The sequence below is a fragment of the Pseudarthrobacter sp. NamB4 genome (genome assembly GCF_005796185.1).
GTDB lineage: Bacteria > Actinomycetota > Actinomycetes > Actinomycetales > Micrococcaceae > Arthrobacter.
Genome location: NZ_VAHM01000001.1, coordinates 25,214 through 47,343 on the forward strand (window position 1 = coordinate 25,214; position 22,130 = coordinate 47,343).

Consider the following 22,130-nt stretch of genomic DNA (forward strand, 5'->3'; position numbering starts at 1 on the left):
CCCTACGCCGCCGGAGTGTGCCCTATCCCACCGGCTCCACCACGATGGCCACCCGGTCCTCCCCGATGCGGGTCAGGACCAGGGTGGCTGTTTTCGCGGCCTTCCTGCCAGCGGTCCTGCCGGAGTTCCGGCCGCTGAGGAGCTGCTTGCGGAGCTCCTCAGGGGTGACTGCGGTACCGCGTTTCTTGATGTCCAGCACGCCGATGCCGTTCTCCTTCACCCAGGCTTTGAGCGCTTTGACGTTGTAGGGCATCACGTCCAGCACCTTGTAGGCCCGTGCGTAAGGTGTATCCACCAAGGTCGGTGCACAGATGTAGGCGATGTGTTCATCCACCAGGTGCCCGCCCAGCTGCAGTGCGACGTCGGCCACCAGCCCGGCACGGATGACGGCGCCGTCCGGCTCGTACAGGTAGCCCTCGACGGGTCCTGTCGGGGCGGCCGGGCCTGCCCCGAACTCCTCTCCACTGGTCAGTTCCGCCGCACCCTGGGAGCCGAGCACCAGTGCCGACCGCCGGATTCCGGGCCGGCGCACGGCATTGAACCACAGTGCCACTTCGGTGACATCCCCGGCCACGGACACCCACTGGGCTTCACAGTCCGCAGGCACGGAGTCGTGCGGCATGGCAGGGCCCATCTTGACGCCGACCGCCTTGCCGGAGGCGGCAAGAGCCTCGGCGAAGGACAACGGCGGTGAGAACGCCTCGGGGTCCCAGATGCGCTTGGTGCCCGAGGTGGAGGTGACGCGGCGGGCCGGATCCAGCCATACGCCGTCGATCCCATCCAGCGGGACGGAGGTGGCGTCGGCGTGCACCACAGTGGCGTTGGGGAAGGGGATCAGATTCACCGTCGCGCACGCGGCGGTGGTCTCATCCATCTCCACAGCCGTGACAGTGATGTCCATGGACGCCAGCGCCAGGGAGTCGGCTGCCAGTCCGCAGCCCAGGTCTGCCACGTGGCGGATCCCGGCTTCGGCGAACCGCTGGGCATGGCGGGCGGCGACGTTGAGCCGGGTGGCCTGTTCCAGCCCGGCCTGGGTGAACAGCATCTGGCGGGCGAACTCGCCGAACTTCGCCGCGGCCCTGGTTCGCAGCCGGGACTGGGTCAGGACGGCGGAGACAAGTTCGGGGGAGTGCCCGGCCTTGCGGAGCGCCGAGTTCAGCTCGAAGGACTTCTCCTCCCGGTACGGCTCCAGGGATGCCAGCAGCTCCCAGCCTTCAGGGGTGAGCAGTGGTGCAATCTGGTCCTGGGGAGCTTGAGCCATGGGTTCCAGCCTAGTGGAGCAGCGGCTGGCAGGGATGCCGATGGTGTTGAAAGCATGAACCACAGTGCAGGTCCGCAGCCGTCCCCTGAGCACCAACCCAGGGACCGGGGAGCGGCAAGGTTCGCCAGGCCTGCACTGTTGTCAGTTCCGTCGTGGCGGTGGTGTGCCTTGCGCTCCTGGTGATCATCTACTTCCGGGACACGTTTGATGCCACCGTTTATTCGGTGGGGGCAGTGACACCCAGGACGACACTCAGGAGGCGCAGGACATCCGGGGTCTGTACAGCGGGGCACGGACGGGGAGCATCGTCTTCCTTGTCGCGTCGTTATTGACGGCAGCTGCCGCGGCGGTGCTGCTCTTCCGCAGACGGGATCAGGGGAGCCGCGACTCCGACGGCGAGGACGTCGGCTTCGACGATCCGGGACGCTGAGGCCGCTGGCCCGCGCTGGTCAGCAGGACGCCCGATATCACCAGGGCCCCGCCCAGCACCTGCGCCAGCGTGATGGGCTGGCCCATCAGCACCGTGATGATGGCGGTGAACACCGCAATCAGGTTCAGGTAATTACCGGCATTGGCTGCGCTGGTGCGCTTCAGCGCCAGGTTCCACAGCAGGTAGGACCCCAGTGACGGGAACAGGGCAATGAAGGCCAGTGACCATCCTTCGGCGGGCGTGGACGGCAGACCGGCACCGGTGGCTGCGGCGATGGGAGCGAGGACCACGGCAGCCATGGCCACTTGGACGGCCGTGGACGTGATCGCCGGGACGCTCAGCCTCCGCGCGATGATCGTATAGAGGCCCCAGACGGTGATGGCTCCGAGGATCAGCAGCTCGCCGCTGTCGATCGAAAAGGTCAGGAGCCGCTGCAGGTCGCCGCCGGTCAGGACCAGTAGGACGCCGGCCAGGCCCAGCCCGACGCCGGCCCAGCTAACCGGCCGCGGACGGTCCCTTAGCAGCACCACGGCCAGGACCATGATCAGAGCAGGGTTCGCGGCCGTCACCAGCGAGGCGTTCAGGGCCGAAGTGTGCTGCAGTGCGCTGTACAGCAAGAGGGTGTAGCCGCTCATGCCCAGCAGGCTCAGCAGGAGCAGGACGGGCCACCTGCCGAGGACTGCGCGCCAGTCCGGCTTTTCCACGGCCCCGGCCAGCACCAGCAATGGCACAGCAGCCAGCGCCCAGCGCCAAAACGTCAGCTGGAGCGGCTCCATGGTTTTCATGGCGGCCTGGCCCACCACGAAGTTTCCGGCCCAGAAGAGGTTGGCAAGGATGAGGTAGACGGCGGCTCGCACCCGTCAAATCTACACGCGGAGACGTCCGCTGATGACGAAACGCTGGCACTCACCTTGACCGAGTGCTAACCCTTACATAGAGTCTTCATTAGCACTCTCCCTAGGAGGGTGCTAATACATGAAGAGCTGCCAGCCAGGCTGCTGCCGGCACCGCGACGACGGTTTGCCAGCCAGGGCCGAAAGCTTTCCAGTCCACGAATTTTCTGACGAAAAGGAGAGGTCCGAGTGTCGGTCTCTATTAAGCCTCTTGAGGATCGTATTGTTGTCCGCCCGCTCGAAGCCGAGCAGACCACGGCTTCCGGCCTGGTGATCCCGGACTCCGCGCAGGAGAAGCCCCAGGAAGGCGAAGTTGTTGCAGTAGGCCCCGGCCGCTTCGAAGACGGCAACCGCGTACCGGTCGACGTAGCAGTTGGCGACGTCGTGATCTACTCCAAGTACGGCGGAACCGAAGTCAAGACCGGCGGCACCGAGTACCTCGTGCTGTCCGCCCGCGACGTGCTGGCGATCGTCGTAAAGTAACTCTCCGGATCCCCGCGCCGCTGGTCATGCATTCTGCTGCTCAGCGGCGCGGGGTTCTGTCTTGAAAGGACAAAACCATGGCAAAGCAGCTTGCGTTTAATGACGCTGCCCGCCGGTCTCTTGAAGCCGGCATTGATAAGCTCGCCAACACCGTCAAGGTGACGCTCGGCCCCCGCGGCCGCAACGTCGTCCTGGACAAGAAGTGGGGCGCTCCCACCATCACGAACGACGGCGTCACCATCGCCCGCGAAGTCGAGCTGGACGACCCGTACGAGAACCTTGGCGCACAGCTGGCCAAGGAAGTGGCCACCAAGACCAACGATGTCGCCGGCGACGGAACCACCACCGCAACGGTCCTGGCCCAGGCACTGGTCAAGGAAGGCCTGCGCAACGTGGCAGCCGGCGCTGCCCCCGGCCAGATCAAGCGGGGCATTGAGGTTTCCGTTGAAGCCGTGGCCGCCCGGCTGCTGGAGAACGCCCGTCCCGTTGAAGGCACCCAGGTTGCCAGCGTTGCTTCCATCTCCGCCCAGAGCGATGAGGTGGGCGAACTGCTCGCCGAGGCGTTCGGCAAGGTGGGCAAGGATGGCGTCATCACCATCGAAGAGTCCTCCACCACGCAGACTGAACTGGTCCTCACCGAGGGCATGCAGTTCGACAAGGGCTACCTGTCCCCGTACTTCATCACGGATGCCGACCGCCAGGAAGCCGTCCTGGAGGACGCCCTCATCCTGATCAACCAGGGCAAGATCTCCTCGCTGCAGGAATTCCTGCCGCTGCTGGAGAAGGCGCTGCAGGCTTCCAAGCCGCTGTTCATCATCGCTGAGGACATCGACGGCGAGGCACTGTCCACGCTGATCGTCAACCGCATCCGCGGCACCCTGAACGTTGTTGCCGTCAAGGCTCCGGGCTTCGGCGACCGCCGCAAGGCCATGCTGCAGGACATCGCCACCCTCACCGGTGCGCAGGTTGTCTCTCCCGAACTGGGCCTGAGCCTGGACACCGTCGGCCTTGAGGTGCTGGGCACTGCCCGCCGCATCACGGTCACCAAGGACAACACCACCATCGTTGACGGCGCCGGTACCGAAGAGGACGTGGCAGCACGCGTTGCGCAGCTGCGCGCCGAGCTCACCCGCACCGACTCCGACTGGGACCGTGAAAAGCTCCAGGAGCGCCTGGCCAAGCTGGCCGGCGGCATCGGCGTCATCAAGGTCGGCGCTGCCACCGAGGTTGAGCTCAAGGAAAAGAAGCACCGCATCGAGGACGCCGTGTCCTCCACCCGCGCTGCCCTCGAAGAAGGCATCGTGGCCGGTGGCGGTTCTGCACTGATCCACGCCCTGAAGGCACTGGATGAGGACCCGGCCGTCAAGGCACTGGAAGGCGACGCCGCCGCTGCTGTGGGCATCGTCCGCCGCGCGCTGGTCCAGCCGCTGCGCTGGATTGCCCAGAACGCCGGTTTCGACGGCTACGTCATCACCTCCAAGGTCGCCGAGCTCGACACCAACAACGGCTTCAACGCCAAGTCGGGCGAGTACGAGGACCTGATCGCCGCCGGCGTGATCGACCCCGTCAAGGTCACCCGCGCAGCCCTCCGCAACGCGGCCTCCATCGCTGCCCTGGTTCTCACCACCGAGACCCTTGTTGCCGAGAAGCCTGCCGAGGAAGACGAGCACGCAGGCCACAGCCACTGACGCGTCTCCCAGGGAAACGTGGCTGAAAACCGGTCCAGCATCCGCTGGGCCGGTTTTTGCGTCCAAGGCTGGTTCACCGGCTACGTGCCCGGCATATCCTGTGTTTCCACGCCACCGGCGCGCTCGTACACCAAGGAGACAGCACCTTTAGGGAAGCTCCGCGCGGGCTCGGCGAGCCGGAAAGCAGCGGGGATGGTCCCGGTATCAAAGAGCCGTTTTCCCTCTCCGAGCGTGACCGGATAAAGCCAGAGGTGGAGGCGGTCGAGCACGCCTGCCGCGAGAAGCGAGCGGAGGAGGACGCCGCTGCCGAACATGTGCACCTGGCCGTATTCCTCGCGGAGCCTGCCCGCAGCAGCTGCATCAGGGAGCACTCCTGTGCCGGCCCAGGCGGGATCAGCAAGCCTGTGGGAGACGACGAACTTCGGCACGCGGTTGAGGGTGTCGGCGATTTCACCGGACTGCTGGGGCCAGTAGGCCGCAAATATGTCATAGGTTTTGCGGCCCAGGAGCAGGGCGTCGATCCGGCCGATCTCCGCTTCGATGGCCGCCTCCGCCTCCTCATCGGACACCGGCAGCTGCCAGCCGCCAAAGGCAAAGCCGCCCTCGCGGTCCTCCTCCCGGCCACCGGGAGCCTGGTAGACGCCGTCGAGCGTAAGGAACAGGTTGGCGACGATGATTCCCACGCGCCCATTCTGAAACCGGCGTCCGCCGCTGTCCATAGGTGGACGCGTGGCAGACTGGTGCCATGCTGCTCGACGAGCTCGTGAGGACCACGGATGCCGTTGCGTCCACCCGCTCCCGGGTCGCGAAGGTCGAGGCACTGGCAGGCCTGCTCCGCCGGCTGGAGCCTGCGGAGATAGCGACTGCGGTCGGCCTGCTGACCGCTAAACCGCGGCAGGGTCGGGTGGGGGTCGGCTGGCGGGGCATGACAGCGGCCATGGGGGAGGCGGCGGCCGATGCCACTCTTACTGTCGCCGACCTCGACGCCGCCCTGGACCGGCTGCTCGCCACTACGGGCTCGGGATCGGCCGCGGAACGCGCCATGACACTCCGGACGCTCACGTCCGCCGCCACTGAACGCGAGCAGCGTTTCATCGCAGGTGTGCTGCTCGGTGAACTGCGGACCGGGGCGCTTGAGGGGGTCCTGACCGACGCCGTCGCCCGCGCCGCCGGCCGCCCTGCCGAGGCCGTCCGCAGGGCGGCAATGCTCTCCGGCGATCTCGGTCAGACCGCCCTGCTGGCGATCACGGGCACGCCGGAAGAACTAGGCGTGGTGGGGCTCGTCGTCGGCCGTCCCGTGCAGCCGATGCTCGCCTCAACCACCGCCAGCGTCACCGAAGCGATGGAGGTTACGGGGAAGGCATCAGTGGAATACAAGCTCGACGGCGCCCGCATCCAGGTGCATCGCAGTGGAGACGACGTGCGCATCTTCACCCGCACCCTTGCCGAGGTGACGCACCGCCTGCCCGAGGTGGTGGAGGTGGTTCGCGGACTCCCGGTGCGGGATGTCATCCTCGACGGCGAGACCCTCGCCCTCGACGAGGAGGGCGGTCCGCGGCCCTTCCAGGAAACCATGGCGCGGTTCGGTGCGGAAGCGGCGCGTACCACCCTGCTGCATCCATGGTTTTTCGACCTGCTGCACCTTGACGGGAAAGACCTCCTGGACGAGCCCCTGGCAACGCGCATCGGCGTGCTCGAGCGCATCGCCCCCGAGTACAGGATCCCGGGGGCGATCACTGCGGATGCGGCCGCTGCCGAGCGGGTCTCCCGCGATGCGCTCGCCGCCGGACACGAGGGCGTGGTAATCAAAGCTGTTGATTCCCCCTACGCGGCCGGCCGGCGGGGCTCCAACTGGATGAAGGTGAAGCCGGTGCTCACCTACGACCTGGTGGTGCTGGCCTGCGAATGGGGATCAGGACGACGGACGGGGCTGCTGTCCAACCTTCACCTCGGAGCCCTCGACCCCACCGGCGAGTTCGGCGAACCCGGCGCCTATGTGATGGTGGGCAAGACCTTCAAAGGCCTCACCGATGCGCTCCTGCAATGGCAAACCCGGCGGTTCCAGGAGATAGAGGTGCGGCGCACGGCGGGAACCGTCTGGCTGGAGCCCGTCACCGTCGTCGAAATTGCCATTGATGGCGTCCAGCAATCCCCGCGGTACCCCGGCGGAATCGCCCTGCGCTTCGCACGCGTGAAGCGCTACCGTGACGACAAGACGGCGGCCGAGGCTGACACGATCCAGACCTTGCGCGGGCTGCTGCGCGCCTAGCCGAGGGCAGCAATTCGCGGGACAGCCGGATCCCGGCGGATACCGCCAAATCCGGGAGGGCCAGCCGTATCGGCTAAACTTGATGGTTTGTCAAGGGCTCTGAAGGGTAATTTGTGTCAGTAACAAGGACCGCTGAAGCGCCGGCGACCGCTGCCGGACGCCGGCAGCCGCACCGCAGATCCGCCTACCGCCCCGAAATCCAGGGCCTTCGTTCCCTGGCTGTCCTGATGGTGGTCTCGTACCATGTCTGGTTCGGGCGCGTCTCGGGAGGGGTCGATGTTTTCCTCCTGGTCTCCGCGTTCCTGATGACCCTGCAGTTCACCGGGCGGCATGAGCGACGGGAGCGCGTGGACCTGCTGAAGCATTGGCTGCATCTTTTCCGGCGGCTGCTGCCGGCAGCCGTAACGGTCATCGTGGCAACCCTGGCAGCTTCATACCTGTTCCTTCCGCGAACCCGCTGGCTGGACCTCATCCAGCAGGGCTGGGCGTCCCTGTCCTACTCACAGAACCGGCTGCTGCAGGAACAGGCGGTGGACTATTACGCCAACGACCACAGCCTCGCCAGCCCGCTGCAACATTTCTGGTCCCTCTCCATCCAGGGGCAGGTGTTCATCCTCTGGCCGCTCATCTTCGCGCTTGCCGCGTGGGCGGCGCAGCGCTACAGGCTTTCCTACCGGCCCCTGCTCGCCTACGTCTTCTTCGCACTCTTCCTGGGCTCGCTTGGCTATTCGATTTACTTCACTGCCTCCAACCAGGTGCAGGCATATTTCGACACCGGAGCACGGCTCTGGGAGTTCGCACTCGGCACGCTGGTGGCCCTTATTCTTCCCGGTCTCCGCCTATCCCGTCCGACCCGCGTCATCCTGGGCTGGGTGGGCCTCATTGCAATGCTCAGCTGCGGGATCCTGCTGAACGTGCAGGCAGCCTTTCCCGGGATCGCCGCACTTTGGCCAACTCTCGCCGCTGCCATGATCATCGCCGCTGGCCAGACCCAAAGCGGAGCCGGGGTGGACAGGTTCCTCAGCTCCAAGCCACTGGTGAAGCTGGGCGGGATGTCCTATGCGCTGTATCTGTGGCACTGGCCCCTCCTGGTGCTTGGGCTGGCCTGGAGCGGCAAGGAGCATGCAGGGTGGCTGTCAGGATCAGTGATCATCCTGGCGTCCCTGGTCCTTGCCCATCTCACCACGCGCTTCATCGAGGCCCCGTGGCGTGAATGGAGATGGCCGGAGGCCAGGCGGCGCCGGGCAGTAATCGCGATCAGCTTGGTGGTCGCCGTTGCGGCGGCACCCCTAGCTCTTTGGCGGCACCACATCATCCAGTCCAGCTCCATCTCCGCCATCGGGCTGGACGACCCCCGCTATCCCGGGGCCCGAACAGCCAGCAACAACTTCAACTTCAAGCCGGATGGGCGGGCGGAGCTGGTCCCCACACCGGAGGTGATAGCCACCGAATGGCCCGAGTTTCCCGAACCCTGCGAGGACGTGGGCCAAAACGCCAGCGTTTGCACCAACGCCGTCACTGATGGAGCCAAGAAGATCGTGATGATGGGCAGCTCCCATGCCTTTGTCCTGAATACAGCTGTTCTTGCCATGGCTGGGAAGTACCAGTGGGAGGTTACGTCCATCACGAAAGGCTTCTGCCCGTTGACTGACGAACCGGGGCCCGGCGTGGACGAGGACTGCCTGAAGTTCAACGAGGAGGGCATGGCCCGGGTGCTGGAGATGAAACCCGACCTTGTGCTGACAACCAGCACCCGGACCTTCGGTGATCCGGCGATGCCCGAACGGCTGGATGAGGGCTGGATCCGTGAGGTTCAGCGGCTCAACGAGGCCGGTATCCCGGTGGTGGGGATCCGGGACACCCCCCGCATGCCGGCCCACACGCCGGATTGCCTGGCGCAGAACCCGCAGGCGCAGGAAGTCTGCGGCAGCAGCCGCGCGGCAAGTTTCAGCCCTGTCTCCCCAACAAACGCGGCAGCCGACCGGCTTCCAAATACCCGCTTCATGGACCTCACCCGGTACTTCTGCACAGATGATTTCTGCCCCGCCACCATCGGCAACGTGATCGTCTATAAAGACAACAACCACGTCACGCGGTCCTACATGATGACGCTTGCCCCATTCTTTGAGCAGGAGTTTCTGGCCAGCACAGGTTGGCAGGTCTGATGTCCGGGACGACGGACGGCAGCAAGCCCGCAAAACTGCCCAAGGCCGCCGCAAAGAGCCGCAAGGAAGCCTTCCGGCCCGAGGTCCAGGGGCTCCGTGCGCTCGCCGTGCTGATGGTGGTGGCCTACCACGTATGGCTGGGCCGGGTTTCTGGTGGCGTGGATATATTCCTGCTGGTCTCCGCGTTCCTGCTGACGCTTTCCTTTGTCCGGAAAGCCGAGGCAGGACGGCCTTTTGGACTCCTGGCCCACTGGCTGCACCTCTTCAAGCGGCTGCTGCCCGCCGCCGTCGTGGTGATCCTCGGCATCCTTGCAGGCACCTGGCTGATCCTGCCGCAAAACCGCTGGCCCCAGGTGCTGGACCAGGCCTGGGCATCCCTGCTCTACGTCCAGAACTGGCTGCTGGCGGACACGGCCGTCGACTATTACGCCCAGGACCATGCCGGTGCCAGCCCACTGCAGCACTTTTGGTCCCTGTCCATCCAGGGGCAGGTGTTCATCCTGTGGCCGCTCATCTTTGCAGGCAGCGCCGGCCTCCTGGCGTTGCTCCGCCGCCTTCCCGGTGGTGCCCGCTCAAACTATCGCGGGCTGCTTGCCCTGGTGTTCGGGGCAGTGTTCGCCGTATCGCTCGCCTACTCCGTCGAGCAGACAGCCACCAACCAGGCCTACGCCTACTTCGACACCCGGACCAGGCTCTGGGAATTCGCGCTGGGGTCACTGCTTGCCCTCGCCCTTCCGTATGTCAAGCCCGGCCAGGCGCTGCGGGTGGTGCTCGGCTGGCTCGGGCTGGCGGCCATGGTGTCCTGCGGCCTGCTGCTGACGGTGGACCGGTCCTTCCCCGGCTACGTGGCTCTCTGGCCGACCCTGGCTGCTGCCGGCATCATCATCGCGGGCCAAACGGGCAGCCCCTTCGGCGTGGACAGGTTCCTCAGCAGCAGGCCGCTGGTGGCGCTGGGAGACAATTCCTACGCCCTCTACCTCTGGCACTGGCCCATCCTGGTGCTCGCGCTCGCCGCCACCGGGGCGGAGGCGCCAAACCTTGCCGAGGGCATGGGGATTGTGGGCGCGTCCATCGTGCTCGCGGTCCTCACCACGCGCTTCGTGGAAAAGCCGTTGCGCGACTGGCACTGGCCACAGCGCCGGGCCTGGCGCACCGCCGTCGTGATTGCTGCCTGTGGTGCCGTCCTTGCCGGCCCCGTGGCTGTTTGGCAAACCACCCTCACCGCGGAGGAAAGCGCGACGGCGGCCCAGCCCCGGGAGCTTACGCCAGGGGCCGCTGCCTTGCACCCGGAGAACGCCCCGGTGCCGGTGGCCGGCGCCAAAATCATCCCCGGGCCGTCCGCGCTGGACAACGACTGGGCCGGCATCTACGCCCCCTGCACCGGTGACAATGCCACCAGCGATCCCATTCTTCAGGGATGCCGGCAGGAGGTTCCCGAAGGCGAAGTGACCAAGCGGATCGTGGTGCTGGGGGACTCCCACTCTCAGCAGTACCTCGGCGCGCTGGCGCCGATCGCCGCCGCACGGGGCTGGGAACTGGTGACGCTGCTGATGCCGGCCTGCCGTTTCGGTGCCGCCTCCGAAACAAGGAACGCCGAGTGCAACGCCTACAACCAGGCCAGCGCAGCCTACGTCCTGGAACACCGCCCCGACGCTGTGTTCACGGTGGCATCCCTGACGCATGAGGAAGCGCCGTTCGAGACTGGGATCCCGGGCTACCTGGAGGGCGTCCGGCCGTTCGCGGAGGCGGGCATCGAGATTGTCGGGATTAGGGACAACCCCCGCTTCACCTTCAACATGCCTGAGTGCGTGCAGCGGAACGGCCCCCATGCACCTGAATGCAATCCATCCCTGGCCGAGTCCCTGGCGGATCCCTCACCGCTGGAAAGCTACCGGGGGAAGCTGCCCGGGCTGCACCTGATGGATCTGAGCGACTTCATCTGCGCACGCGGCGTTTGCCCAGCTGTGGTGGGGAACGTCTACGTGTACAAGGATGACAACCACCTCACCCGCACTTATGTGGAGACCATGATCCCCATGTTTGAGCAGCGACTCCTGGCAGCCACCGGCTGGAGGTAGGCAGGGCCCACGCGAGAGGGAGCGGGCGGAGGGCCCACGCAGGGAGGTGCGGTTCCTCACATTGCACGCGTGGAATAGGGGGATCGGCGCAGAGGTTCTAATATTTACTCAACACTTTCCTGCCCCTGGGCCGCCGCCTTCAGCGGTTGTCCTGCACCATCTTCTGCACAGGCCAGTCCCGTAATGACGGGCTGGTCATCGGCTGCAACCCCTACCCGTCCAGCAACCAAGGTAAGAGGCGCACTCATGACCGAGCCCGAACACAACCCCTTTGGCTTTATTGGCCTGACGTACGACGACGTCCTGCTCCTGCCGGGACATACCGAGGTCATCCCGTCCGAGGCGGACACCTCCTCCCGGATTTCCAAGCGGATCACGGTGCAGACGCCGCTCCTTTCCGCTGCCATGGACACCGTCACCGAGTCCCGGATGGCCATCGCGATGGCACGCCAGGGCGGCCTGGGCGTGGTGCACCGCAACCTGTCCATCGCTGACCAGGCTGACCAGGTGGACCGGGTCAAGCGCAGCGAGTCGGGCATGATCACCAACCCGCTCACCATCCGTCCGGAAGCCACCCTGCGGGAACTGGATGACCTGTGCGCCCAGTACCGCGTGTCAGGCCTGCCCGTGGTGGATGAGGACAACCGCCTCCTGGGCATCGTCACCAACCGCGACACCCGTTTTGTCCCCGAGTCCGACTTCCCGCTGCGGCTGGTCAGCGACGTCATGACCAAGATGCCGCTGGTCACCGGACACGTGGGAATCAGCCGTGAGGAAGCCTCGCACAAGCTGGCCACCAACAAAATCGAGAAGCTTCCCCTGGTGGACGAGCAGGGCCGGCTCAAGGGCCTGATCACCACCAAGGACTTCACCAAGGCCGAGCAGTACCCGCTGGCCACCAAGGACGACGAAGGCCGGCTCCGCGTGGGCGCCGCCATCGGCTTCTTCGGGGACGGCTGGGAGCGCGCCATGGCCCTCGTGGACGCCGGCGTCGATGCCCTGTTCGTGGACACCGCGAACGGTCACTCCCAGGGTGTGCTGGACATGATCCGTCGGCTCAAGTCCGATCCCGTGGCAGCCCACGTGGACATCATCGGCGGCCAGGCCGCCACCCGTGAAGGCGCCCAGGCACTGATCGACGCCGGCGCCGACGGCATCAAGGTTGGCGTGGGACCGGGATCCATCTGCACCACCCGCGTGGTGGCCGGCGTGGGCGTCCCGCAGATCACCGCCATCTACGAATCGGCCAAAGCTGCCATCCCGGCCGGCGTTCCGCTGATCGCCGACGGCGGCCTGCAGTACTCGGGCGACATCGGCAAGGCGCTGGTGGCCGGCGCCGACACCGTAATGCTCGGTTCCCTGCTGGCCGGTTGCGACGAGTCCCCCGGCGAACTGATTTTCGTTAACGGCAAGCAGTTCAAGTCCTACCGGGGCATGGGATCGCTCGGAGCCATGCAATCCCGCGGCAAGAACACGTCCTACTCCAAGGACCGCTATTTCCAGGCGGATGTCTCCGGCGATGACAAGCTCATTCCGGAGGGCATCGAAGGCCGCGTTGCCTACCGTGGCCCGCTGTCATCGGTGGCCTACCAGCTGGTGGGCGGTTTGCGCCAGACCATGTTCTACACCGGCGCGCCGACCATCGCAGAACTGAAGGCCCGCGGCAAGTTCGTCCGGATTACCCCCGCCGGCCTGAAGGAATCCCACCCGCACGACATCCAGATGACCGTAGAGGCGCCGAACTACGGTTCGCGCTAAGAGCCATCTTTGGTTGAGCCCCGCCGAAACCCGGGTTTCGGCGGGGCTCAACCTGTATCTGTTCGGAACTAGGCTGATTGCATGCCCGCATCACGCCATCCGGCGGAACTGACCCCCACACGCGATCCCCAGCGCCGGCTGGCGCTGCGGCCTTATGCCCGGGCCGTAGCCCAGGTACTGAAGGTCAGCTTCCGTGCCTCGCCGGGCGCAGTGGTCATGAAAGTGCTCGGTTCGCTGATCTCGGCCGTACTGCCGCTGGTCACCACCTACTTCGCGGCCCTGACCACCACCGCGCTTGCCGCTGCCTACGCCGGCGACGGCGGGGCGGGCCAGCTGGCGATCGTCTACGTCATTATCACCGCTGCCCTGGGGCTCTTCTGGGGCGCGTTCAGCAGTGTCGACCGCTACATCCAGCAACTGATGAGCTTCAAAGTGGGCGCCATCGTGGGCGACCAGATGTACGAACGCTTCCTGGCCCTCGAATTCTGGCGCTACGACGACAAAGAAACCGTTGACCTGTACGACCGCGCCAAGAGGTTCTCCGATTCCTATGCCCGGGTCCTTGACCGCATCGCCGCGATCTTCACGCAGCTCGTCTCGGTGGTCCTGGCCGTCGGTGCCCTGCTGCTGGTCAGTTGGTGGATCGCAGTGATCGTGCTGGTGGCCATTGTGCCCAGCGTCTACCTGCAGTTCAAGCTGTCGCGCGAACAGATTGCCCACTGGAACACCCAGGTGGATTCCAGGCGCCAGCGCCGGATGATCGAAACCAACCTTTTGCGTCCTCAGCACATTGCCGAGATGCGGCTGTACGGCATCGTCGGCTTCCTCATGGACCTCCGCTCCCGCCTCCGCGACGCAGACGAGCGCCGCCGTCTTGATTTCCAGCGCCGCTACATCCCTAAGCAGCTGGCCGCGGACGCCCTCCAATACGGCGCAGAGGTGGTCTCGCTGATCTGGGTGGTGGGGCAAATCATCGCCCGCGCCCAGCCCGTGGGCCAGTTTCTCTACGTGCAGCAGATCGTCAGCCGCGCCCTGTCCACCGCGAACAACCTGGTGTCCTCCCTCAGCTCAATTGACGAGGACCTGGCAAACCTGAAGGACTATGAGCTGTTCATGGCCCTGCCCGTCCACTCGGAGCACGCGCCGCCGCTGCTGCAGCCACCAAGGACCGTGGAGCTGAAGGACATCCGGTTCACCTACACCGGCAGCGACATCGAAGTCATCAGGGGCATCAGCATGACCATCCGCGAAGGACAGCACATCGCCATCGTGGGGGAAAACGGCGCCGGAAAGTCCACGCTGGTCAGGATCCTGGCAGGCCTTTACCGCCCTGACTCAGGTCAGGTCATGCTCGACGGCGTGGACCTCGCCGCAGTCGACGTCACCTCCTGGCACCGCCACCTCGCCGTGCTCAGCCAGGAGTTCCTCAAGTACGAGTTCGCCACTGCCGCGGAGAACATCTGGTTCGGCGACGTCGATTCGCCGCGGGACGACGTCCGCATCCGCAAGGCCGCCGCCGACGCTGAAGCCCTGGACTTCATCAACAGGCTGCCCAATGGACTGGACAACCACGTCAGCAACTGGATGGAGGACCCGCGGGGCCGGAAGGGCAGCGGTCTGTCCGGCGGCCAGTGGCAGCGGCTCGCCATGGCCCGGAACTTCTACCGGGACGCTTCCTTCATGGTGATGGACGAGCCGACCTCCGCCATCGATGCCCTCGCCGAACATCGCATCTTCACCCGCCTGTTCGCGGACCGGAACAGCACCATCATCGCCATCAGCCACCGCCTCGCCACCATTGAAAAGGCGGACATGGTGTACATGCTCGAGGACGGCCGGATCGTGGAGCAGGGCACGCATCAGGAACTGGTGGCGCTGCGCGGCCGCTACTTCCGGATGTTCGAATCCCAGCTCAGCGTCCCCGCCGGCCCCATAGCCTCCCATGCCCGCCCAGGGAACCCTGCCGGCGTCGGCCCGGAGGCCGGCGGGGCATGAGTTCGGTTATCGTGGTGCGCACCCGGGCGAGGCTTGGCTGGGGCGGAACACTGCGGAAACCGAACGTCACGGCAGGCCGAATGGGCGCCAGTTCGCCGGCGTCCGCTCCGTTCCAGCCGACGACGGCGGACGTGATGTCGTGAAGGTCGCTTACCCCGTAGTACTCCCGCCGGCCGCCCCCGGCGCGAGCAGCAGTCGCCGCCCGGACGGCTGCTGGACCATTACGCCGGAAACGTGCCGAAGTGGGACTGGTGCCAGAGTCCTACCACGGCGCGCAGCCCGGAGGAGGTGCCCGGGCCTGCAATATGTCCATCAAAGATCCAGCGTTTGCCCAGCAGGCCACTCTAGCCAGGGGTAGCGCAGCGGCTGGGATAACCTAGAGCAGTGACTTACGAGATCGAGATCGGCCGTGGCAAGCGTGGGCGTCGTGCCTACTCCCTGGATGACATTGCAATCGTCCCTAACCGTCGTACCCGCGACCCGAAGGACGTCTCCGTCTCGTGGCAGATCGATGCCTACCAGTTCAGCATGCCCGTCATTGCGGCGCCCATGGACTCCGCCATGTCACCGCAGACTGCCATTGCGCTGGGTAAGCTCGGCGGCCTCGGAGTCCTTGATCTCGAAGGACTCTGGACCCGGTACGAGGACCCGCAGCCCGTTCTGGACGAAATCGGGGCACTGCAGGACGAGACCAACAGCCCCCTCGTGACCGGACGAATGCAGGAGCTGTACCAGGCGCCCATCCAGCCCGAGCTCATCACATCCCGCCTGGCGGAGATCCGGGAAGCCGGCGTGACGGTGGCCGGATCGCTGACCCCGCAGCGCACGCAGGAACACTACAAGACCGTCCTTGCCGCAGGCGTCGACATCTTCGTCATCCGCGGCACCACCGTCTCCGCCGAGCACGTTTCCAAAGATCACGAGCCGCTGAACCTCAAACAGTTCATTTACGAACTCGACGTCCCGGTGATCGTGGGCGGCGCGGCGGGCTACACCCCCGCGCTGCACCTCATGCGCACGGGTGCGGCCGGCGTCCTGGTCGGCTTCGGCGGCGGAGCCACCACCACCACCCGCCGGGCGCTGGGCATCCACTCGCCCATGGCTTCCGCCATCTCCGACGTCGCTGCCGCCCGCCGCGATTACATGGACGAGTCCGGCGGCCGCTACGTCCACGTGATCGCCGACGGCGGCATGGGCGCCTCGGGGGATATCGTCAAGGCCATCGCCATGGGTGCCGACGCCGTCATGCTGGGCAGCGCGCTGGCGCGCGCCGAAGAGGCGCCCGGCAAAGGCTGGCACTGGGGCCAGGAAGCCCACCACCTGGAGCTTCCCCGCGGTGACCGTGTGAACGTCGGCACCGTCGGACCCCTGGAGGAAGTTCTCTTCGGCCCCGGGCACCACACCAACGGGACGTCCAACCTCATCGGCGCCCTCCGCCGCTCCATGGCGACCACAGGCTATTCGGACCTGAAGGAATTCCAGCGGGTCGACGTCGTCGTATCCCCGTACGAAGGAAACTGACGCCGGGGCAAGCCAGCCGCCTCCTGCCGCCCTGCCCAACCACGCCGCAAACGAAGTAGGGTGGTTTCACGACCGGCACTAGTGGTACTGGAGGCGTTCAATGAAGAGTGTTCCTGCTAACGGAGGGGCCCTGGGCCCCGCAGCACGGGAAGCGGCCATCAAGCGGTTGCGTGCAACTGCGGAGCCCGGCCGGGAACTGGACATCCTGATTGTCGGCGGCGGCATTGTGGGCACCGGGGCCGCCCTCGACGCCGTCACCCGGGGATTGGAAGTCGGAATAGTCGAGGCCAGCGACTGGGCGGCCGGTACGTCGTCCAGGTCGTCCAAGCTGATCCACGGCGGCCTGCGCTACCTGGAAATGCTGGACTTTGCCCTGGTCAAGGAGGCGCTTCAGGAGCGCGGACTGCTGCTCTCCGAAATTGCGCCGCACCTGGCCCGGCCGGTGCCTTTCCTGTATCCGCTCACCAAGCCCTTCCTCGAGCGCCCCTACGTGGGTGCCGGCATTGCCCTGTATGACGCGATGTCGATTTCCAGCGGCCACAGCAGGGGAGTGCCGTTCCACAAACACCTCACCAGGAGGGGCACCCTGCGCGCCGCCCCCAGTCTCAAGAACGACGCCTTTGTGGGGTCCATCCGGTATTACGACGGCCAGGTGGATGACGCGAAATACTGCGCCAACCTGATCCGGACTGCGGCCTACTACGGCGCCCACGCCGTCAACCAGATGAAGGTGGTGGATTTCCTCCGCGAAGGTGAAAGGGTGGTGGGCGCCAAGGTCGTCAACCACGAGGACGGGACCGAATTCAACATCCGCGCCAAGCAGGTCATCAATGCCACCGGCGTCTGGACGGATGAAACCCAGGCCATGGTGACAGAGCGCGGGCAGCTGAAGGTCCGCGCCTCCAAGGGCATCCACCTGGTGGTTCCGCGCGACCGCTTCCAGTCAACGGTGGGGCTGATCCTGCGCACGGAGAAGTCCGTGCTGTTCGTCATCCCCTGGGGCCGGCACTGGATCATCGGGACCACGGACACGGACTGGCACCTGGACAAAGCCCACCCGGCTGCCTCCAGCAAGGACATCGACTACATCCTGGAACACGTCAACAGGGTCCTCAAGCGCCCGCTGACCCGCGAAGACGTGGAGGGCGTGTACGCCGGGCTGCGTCCCCTGCTTGCGGGCGAGAACGACTCAACCGCCAAACTTTCCCGTGAACACGTGGTGGCACACCCGGTACCCGGACTCGTGGTCGTGGCAGGCGGGAAGTGGACAACGTACCGGGTGATGGCCAAGGACGCCGTGGACGAGGCAACCCGTACCATGGATGAGCGTGTCCCGCCCAGCTGCACGGAGACCATCCCGCTGCTGGGCGCGAACGGGTACCGGGCTGCCTGGAACCGCCGGAACCGTACCGCGGAGGAAAGCGGCGTGCACGTGGCCCGGGTTGAGCACCTGCTCAACCGGTACGGTTCCATGACTTCCGAGGTGCTGGCCCTCATCGAGGAGAATCCTGCGCTGGCGGAGCCTCTTCCCGGTGCGGATGACTACCTCCAGGCCGAGGCCGTGTACGCCGCCACGCATGAGGGCGCCCGCCATGTGCACGATGTCCTGACCCGAAGGACACGGATTTCCATCGAAGCGTGGGACCGCGGCGTGTCCGCCGTGCCGGTTGTCGCTAAACTGATGGGTGACGTTCTTGGCTGGAGTGACGCCCAGCGCGAAAACGAGGTCCGGCACTACATTGCGCGGGTGGAGGCCGAACGCCTAAGCCAGCAACAGCCGGACGACGAATCCGCAGACGCCGCCCGCCTGGGCGTGGAGGACATCGTGCCCTTGCGCTGAGGGGTTACGGCACCAGCACTGCTGACTGAAGGGATACGCCTTGGCGGAACCACTTGACCGGTACGATGCCGAGCTCACCACACCGGACATGGTGATCCTGGAGCTGGAGGCAGCGGACAAGGCCGACGCCGCCACCCAGCTGGCAAAGCGCATGTACGACGCCGGGCGGATCACGGATCTCGAAGGGTTCCTGAAGCATGTCAATGCCCGGGAGCACCAACTGGCCACGGGGTTGCCCGGCGGGATCGGCCTGCCGCATGCGCGCAGCGAGTTCGTCTCCCAAACCTCCATCGGCGTTGGAATTGCCAAGTACGGACACGCCCTTGACTTCGGTGCCGCCGACGGCCCGGCATCCGTCATCCTGCTGATCGCAACCCCGGCCAGCTCCTTCTCGGACCACCTCGAAGTCCTGGCCACCCTGGCCCGGTCGTTGTCCAAGGAATCATTCCGTGAGTCCCTGCGCCGGGCATACGATGCCGAAGTGATTGCCGAACTCATCAACTCCAGCCTGGTCTTCTTCGATCACTGATCCGGCTGGAGCCAGCCCTGCCGTTCCCGGGGACAGGCGAGGGGCACATCCCTCCGTTCCGGCGTTTAGTTGTTCTACAGAAGCACGAAGTACGGTTAAGACGTGTGGAAAACAGCCCTCAAGCCCCGATGGATCGCCGGTTTTGTTTTCGCGATCGCCGTTTCCGGGGTCTTCGTGCTGCTGAGCCAGTGGCAGTTCGGGCGGTCCACCCAGCCTGAAGTGCCGGTCAACCCTGCCACGGAGCAGGTCCGGCCGCTGACCGAAACCCTTAATCCGGGTGAGTTCTTCCACGGCTCCGACGCCGACCAAATGGTTTCGGCTCGAGGTTCCTATGATCCTGCCAAGCAGCTCCTGGTCCCGGGCCGGTTGCACGACGGCAAGACCGGCTACTGGGTGGTATCGGCCTTTGCCGTCACCGGGGCGCCCACGCTCGCCGGGGCCGCTGCCTCGCCTCAGACGTGGATCCCGGTGGCCCGCGGCTGGGTGGCGGACCGCGCAGATGCCGCCGCTCCGCCGTCGGGCACTATCGAACTGACTGGACGGCTCCTGCCGTCCGAAGCTCCCGTGCCGGGCACGGCGCCGCAGCCGGGGGAGGCCACCGCGGTTTCAGTGGCGGAGCTGATCAACTACTGGGAGGTCAGCAGCTACCCCGGTTTCGTGGCCGCCACCGCGGAACTGGCGGACGGTGTGGATGTCAGTCCCGCTGCGGTGCCCGGCAAGCTTCTTCCGCTGGACATCGGGCCGCAGCCGCCGGCGCAGCAGATCAACTGGCTCAACCTCTTCTACTCCCTGGAATGGGTGGTCTTCGCCGGCTTCGCCCTCTTCATCTGGTGGCGGCTGGTGAAGGACGACTACCACCGCGATCTCGAAGACAGCCTCGAAGCTGAAGATGAAGACCACCAGCACACTGACCACAACCAGCAAAAGGTACAGCCATGATTGACCCGAAACCCGCCAGCCCCGCCGCACCCGCCGGTGGCAAAGCCTCCGGAAAAAAGCGCCGCTTCGGTGGTACCGAGGCGCAGATCCGGTCAGCCCTGAAGTTCTACAAAGTTTTGGCGTACCTGACGGGCGCCATGCTGCTGCTGCTCTGCGCCGAACTGGTCGCCCGGTATGGTTTCGGCCAGTACCTGTTCGCGGGCGGCACCGACGCGGCCACCGGACAGCCCTTTGGCTTCGGGTTCGCCGGCGCTGAGCCGCCGGCTGTGCTGGGCGGAGTCAACCTGTCAGTCACGGTCCTCATTGTGCACGGCTGGATGTACGTGGTGTACCTGATGTCCAACTTCCGCCTGTGGGCGCTCATGCGCTGGCCGTTCCTCAAGCTGATCCTGCTGGCGCTGGGCGGCGTCGTTCCGTTCCTGTCCTTCATTGTCGAGAAGAAGGTCCATGCCGAGGCGGAGGCCGAGCTGGCAGCCAATCCGCAGGCAGCCCAGCGGTACTGAGCCAACCAACGTCTGCTGCGTCACAGCACTGCTTCTCAAGGTGCGCGGGTGCAACAGCGGCAAGTAGGCTATTACGGTGACTACTCCCACTGCATCCCAGACTTCCCAGAAGCCGGTGCTGGTAGTTGACTACGGTGCCCAGTACGCGCAGCTGATTGCACGCCGCGTCCGGGAAGCGAATGTGTATTCGGAAGTGGTTCCGCATACCTACTCCACCGAGCAACTCCTCGCCAAAAATCCCGCCGCCATCATCCTGTCCGGCGGCCCCTCCAGCGTCTATGCCGACGGTGCCCCCAGCGTTGGCGCCGACCTCTTTGAAGCAGGGGTGCCGGTCTTCGGCATCTGCTACGGCTTCCAGGCGATGGCGAACGCCCTGGGCGGCAAGGTGGACAAGACCGGGCTGCGGGAGTACGGCTCCACGGAAACCACCATCCTGGGTGAGGGACGTTCCGTCCTCGAGGGCATGCCGCAGCACCAGAAGACGTGGATGAGCCACGGTGATTCCGTTCACGAGGCACCCGAAGGCTTTGAGGTCCTGGCGACGACGGCGGGCGCTGAAGTGGCTGCCTTCGCCAACGAGGACAAGGGCCTCTTCGGGGTCCAGTGGCACCCGGAAGTCAAGCACTCCGCCTACGGCCAGCAGGTGCTGGAGAACTTCCTGTTCAAGGGCGCGAAAATCGAGCCCAACTGGACCACCGGCAACATCGTCGAGGAGCAGGTGGAGCGCATCCGCCAGCAGGTCGGGGACGCGCGCGTCATCTGCGGCCTCTCCGGCGGCGTGGACTCTGCCGTTGCGGCCGCCCTGGTCCAGCGTGCCGTGGGCGACCAGCTCACCTGCGTGTTCGTGGACCACGGCCTCCTGCGCGAAGGCGAAGCTGAGCAGGTGGAGCGCGACTTCGTTGCCGCTACGGGTGTGAAGCTCTATGTTGCCAACGAGCAGGAGCGCTTCCTCTCAGCCCTCGCCGGCGTCAGCGATCCCGAAACCAAGCGCAAGATCATCGGCCGCGAGTTCATCCGCGCCTTCGAGGAAGCCGAGTTGGCCATCATCGCCGAGGCTGCAGCCCACGGCGAGAAGATCAAGTTCCTGGTCCAGGGCACCCTGTACCCGGACGTCGTCGAATCCGGTGGCGGCGAAGGCGCAGCCAACATCAAGAGCCACCACAATGTGGGCGGCCTGCCCGAGGACCTGCAGTTCGAACTCGTCGAGCCGCTGCGCGCCCTCTTCAAGGACGAAGTCCGTGCCGTCGGTGCCCAGCTTGGCCTGCCGCAGGAGATCGTGGGCCGCCAGCCCTTCCCTGGCCCAGGCCTGGGCATCCGGATCGTCGGTGAAGTCACCAAGGACCGCCTGGACCTGTTGCGCAAGGCAGACGCCATCGCGCGCGCAGAGCTGACCGCCGCCGGCCTGGACAACGAGGTCTGGCAGATGCCGGTGGTCCTGCTGGCCGAAGTCCGGAGCGTCGGCGTCATGGGCGACGGGCGCACCTACGGCCACCCCATCGTGCTCCGCCCGGTCTCCTCCGAGGACGCCATGACGGCGGACTGGTCACGCCTTCCCTACGATCTGCTGGCCCGGATCTCGAACCGCATCACCAATGAGGTGGAAGGCGTCAACCGCGTGGTGCTGGACGTCACCAGCAAGCCGCCGGGAACCATTGAGTGGGAATAGCATCCTGAGTGGCCGGCCTCCGTTGCGGGGGCCGGCCACTGCTGTTTTCGGGCGAAATCCTCCGTAAATTCGCCTCCTCCAGTGTTGCGGTCTCTCAAGTCCGGCGCCCGAG

17 protein-coding genes are annotated in these 22,130 nt (G+C 65.8%); 14 read left to right on the forward strand and 3 right to left on the reverse strand.

The annotated features are described in order from the left end of the window. Window positions 1-22: 22 nt before the first annotated feature. Complete coding sequence (locus tag FDW81_RS00105) at window positions 23-1,261, reverse strand: class I SAM-dependent methyltransferase (RefSeq protein ID WP_138131891.1); 1,239 nt, start codon at window positions 1,259-1,261, stop codon at window positions 23-25. A 372-nt stretch (window positions 1,262-1,633) separates the two neighbouring features. Then, on the reverse strand, window positions 1,634-2,548 hold the full coding sequence (locus tag FDW81_RS00115; RefSeq protein WP_138131893.1) for a DMT family transporter: 915 nt from the start codon (window positions 2,546-2,548) through the stop codon (window positions 1,634-1,636). A gap of 225 nt (window positions 2,549-2,773) precedes the next feature. Between FDW81_RS00115 and groES the strand changes: the two genes are divergently transcribed. Together groES and groL are read left to right on the forward strand one after the other, a co-directional pair. After that, window positions 2,774-3,067, forward strand: coding sequence for a co-chaperone GroES (gene groES / locus FDW81_RS00120; protein WP_003805290.1), 294 nt, complete (start codon window positions 2,774-2,776; stop codon window positions 3,065-3,067). A gap of 77 nt (window positions 3,068-3,144) precedes the next feature. Next, complete coding sequence (groL, locus tag FDW81_RS00125; RefSeq protein WP_138131895.1) at window positions 3,145-4,755, forward strand: chaperonin GroEL; 1,611 nt, start codon at window positions 3,145-3,147, stop codon at window positions 4,753-4,755. 80 nt (window positions 4,756-4,835) lie between these two features. Here the strand turns inward: groL and FDW81_RS00130 are convergent, their stop codons facing one another. Next, the gene (locus FDW81_RS00130; RefSeq protein WP_138131897.1) at window positions 4,836-5,438 is read right to left on the reverse strand and encodes a dihydrofolate reductase family protein; all 603 of its coding nucleotides are present in this window, start codon (window positions 5,436-5,438) and stop codon (window positions 4,836-4,838) included. 62 nt (window positions 5,439-5,500) lie between these two features. On the opposite strand from FDW81_RS00130, the gene FDW81_RS00135 reads away from it, so the two are divergent. From FDW81_RS00135 to guaA, 12 genes are all read left to right on the forward strand, one after another. Further along, window positions 5,501-7,024 (forward strand): ATP-dependent DNA ligase, encoded by a 1,524-nt coding sequence (locus tag FDW81_RS00135; RefSeq protein WP_138131899.1) that lies wholly within the window; start codon window positions 5,501-5,503, stop codon window positions 7,022-7,024. 113 nt (window positions 7,025-7,137) lie between these two features. Then, window positions 7,138-9,189 (forward strand): acyltransferase family protein, encoded by a 2,052-nt coding sequence (locus tag FDW81_RS00140; RefSeq protein ID WP_240719792.1) that lies wholly within the window; start codon window positions 7,138-7,140, stop codon window positions 9,187-9,189. After that, window positions 9,189-11,267, forward strand: a complete 2,079-nt coding sequence (locus FDW81_RS00145) for an acyltransferase family protein (RefSeq protein ID WP_138131901.1) — start codon at window positions 9,189-9,191, stop codon at window positions 11,265-11,267. Before FDW81_RS00140 ends, FDW81_RS00145 begins: the two co-directional genes overlap by 1 nt. 246 nt (window positions 11,268-11,513) lie before the next feature. Next, entirely contained in the window at window positions 11,514-13,025 is a 1,512-nt protein-coding gene (gene guaB, locus FDW81_RS00150) for an IMP dehydrogenase (protein ID WP_138131903.1), read from the forward strand. An 81-nt stretch (window positions 13,026-13,106) separates the two neighbouring features. Continuing rightward, window positions 13,107-15,020: an ABC transporter ATP-binding protein gene (locus FDW81_RS00155; protein ID WP_138131905.1), complete on the forward strand. Its 1,914-nt coding sequence runs from the start codon at window positions 13,107-13,109 to the stop codon at window positions 15,018-15,020. Further along, on the forward strand, window positions 15,017-15,163 hold the full coding sequence (locus tag FDW81_RS18010; RefSeq protein WP_171027060.1) for a hypothetical protein: 147 nt from the start codon (window positions 15,017-15,019) through the stop codon (window positions 15,161-15,163). Before FDW81_RS00155 ends, FDW81_RS18010 begins: the two co-directional genes overlap by 4 nt. A gap of 241 nt (window positions 15,164-15,404) precedes the next feature. Further along, on the forward strand, window positions 15,405-16,541 hold the full coding sequence (locus FDW81_RS00165) for a GuaB3 family IMP dehydrogenase-related protein (RefSeq protein WP_138131907.1): 1,137 nt from the start codon (window positions 15,405-15,407) through the stop codon (window positions 16,539-16,541). Between the two features lie 100 nt (window positions 16,542-16,641). After that, on the forward strand, window positions 16,642-18,381 hold the full coding sequence (locus FDW81_RS00170; RefSeq protein ID WP_138131909.1) for a glycerol-3-phosphate dehydrogenase/oxidase: 1,740 nt from the start codon (window positions 16,642-16,644) through the stop codon (window positions 18,379-18,381). A 40-nt stretch (window positions 18,382-18,421) separates the two neighbouring features. Beyond that, a complete protein-coding gene (locus tag FDW81_RS00175; protein ID WP_138131911.1) occupies window positions 18,422-18,910 on the forward strand; it encodes a PTS sugar transporter subunit IIA in 489 nt (162 codons plus the stop codon). 102 nt (window positions 18,911-19,012) lie between these two features. Continuing rightward, window positions 19,013-19,849, forward strand: a complete 837-nt coding sequence (locus FDW81_RS00180; protein ID WP_138131913.1) for an SURF1 family protein — start codon at window positions 19,013-19,015, stop codon at window positions 19,847-19,849. Beyond that, window positions 19,846-20,352 carry a DUF3817 domain-containing protein gene (locus FDW81_RS00185; RefSeq protein WP_138131915.1) on the forward strand — a complete coding sequence of 169 codons (507 nt, stop codon included), beginning with the start codon at window positions 19,846-19,848 and terminating at the stop codon, window positions 20,350-20,352. Before FDW81_RS00180 ends, FDW81_RS00185 begins: the two co-directional genes overlap by 4 nt. Before the next feature lie 76 nt (window positions 20,353-20,428). Then, a complete protein-coding gene (guaA, locus tag FDW81_RS00190; RefSeq protein WP_138131917.1) occupies window positions 20,429-22,018 on the forward strand; it encodes a glutamine-hydrolyzing GMP synthase in 1,590 nt (529 codons plus the stop codon). The last annotated feature ends 112 nt before the right edge of the window (window positions 22,019-22,130 follow it).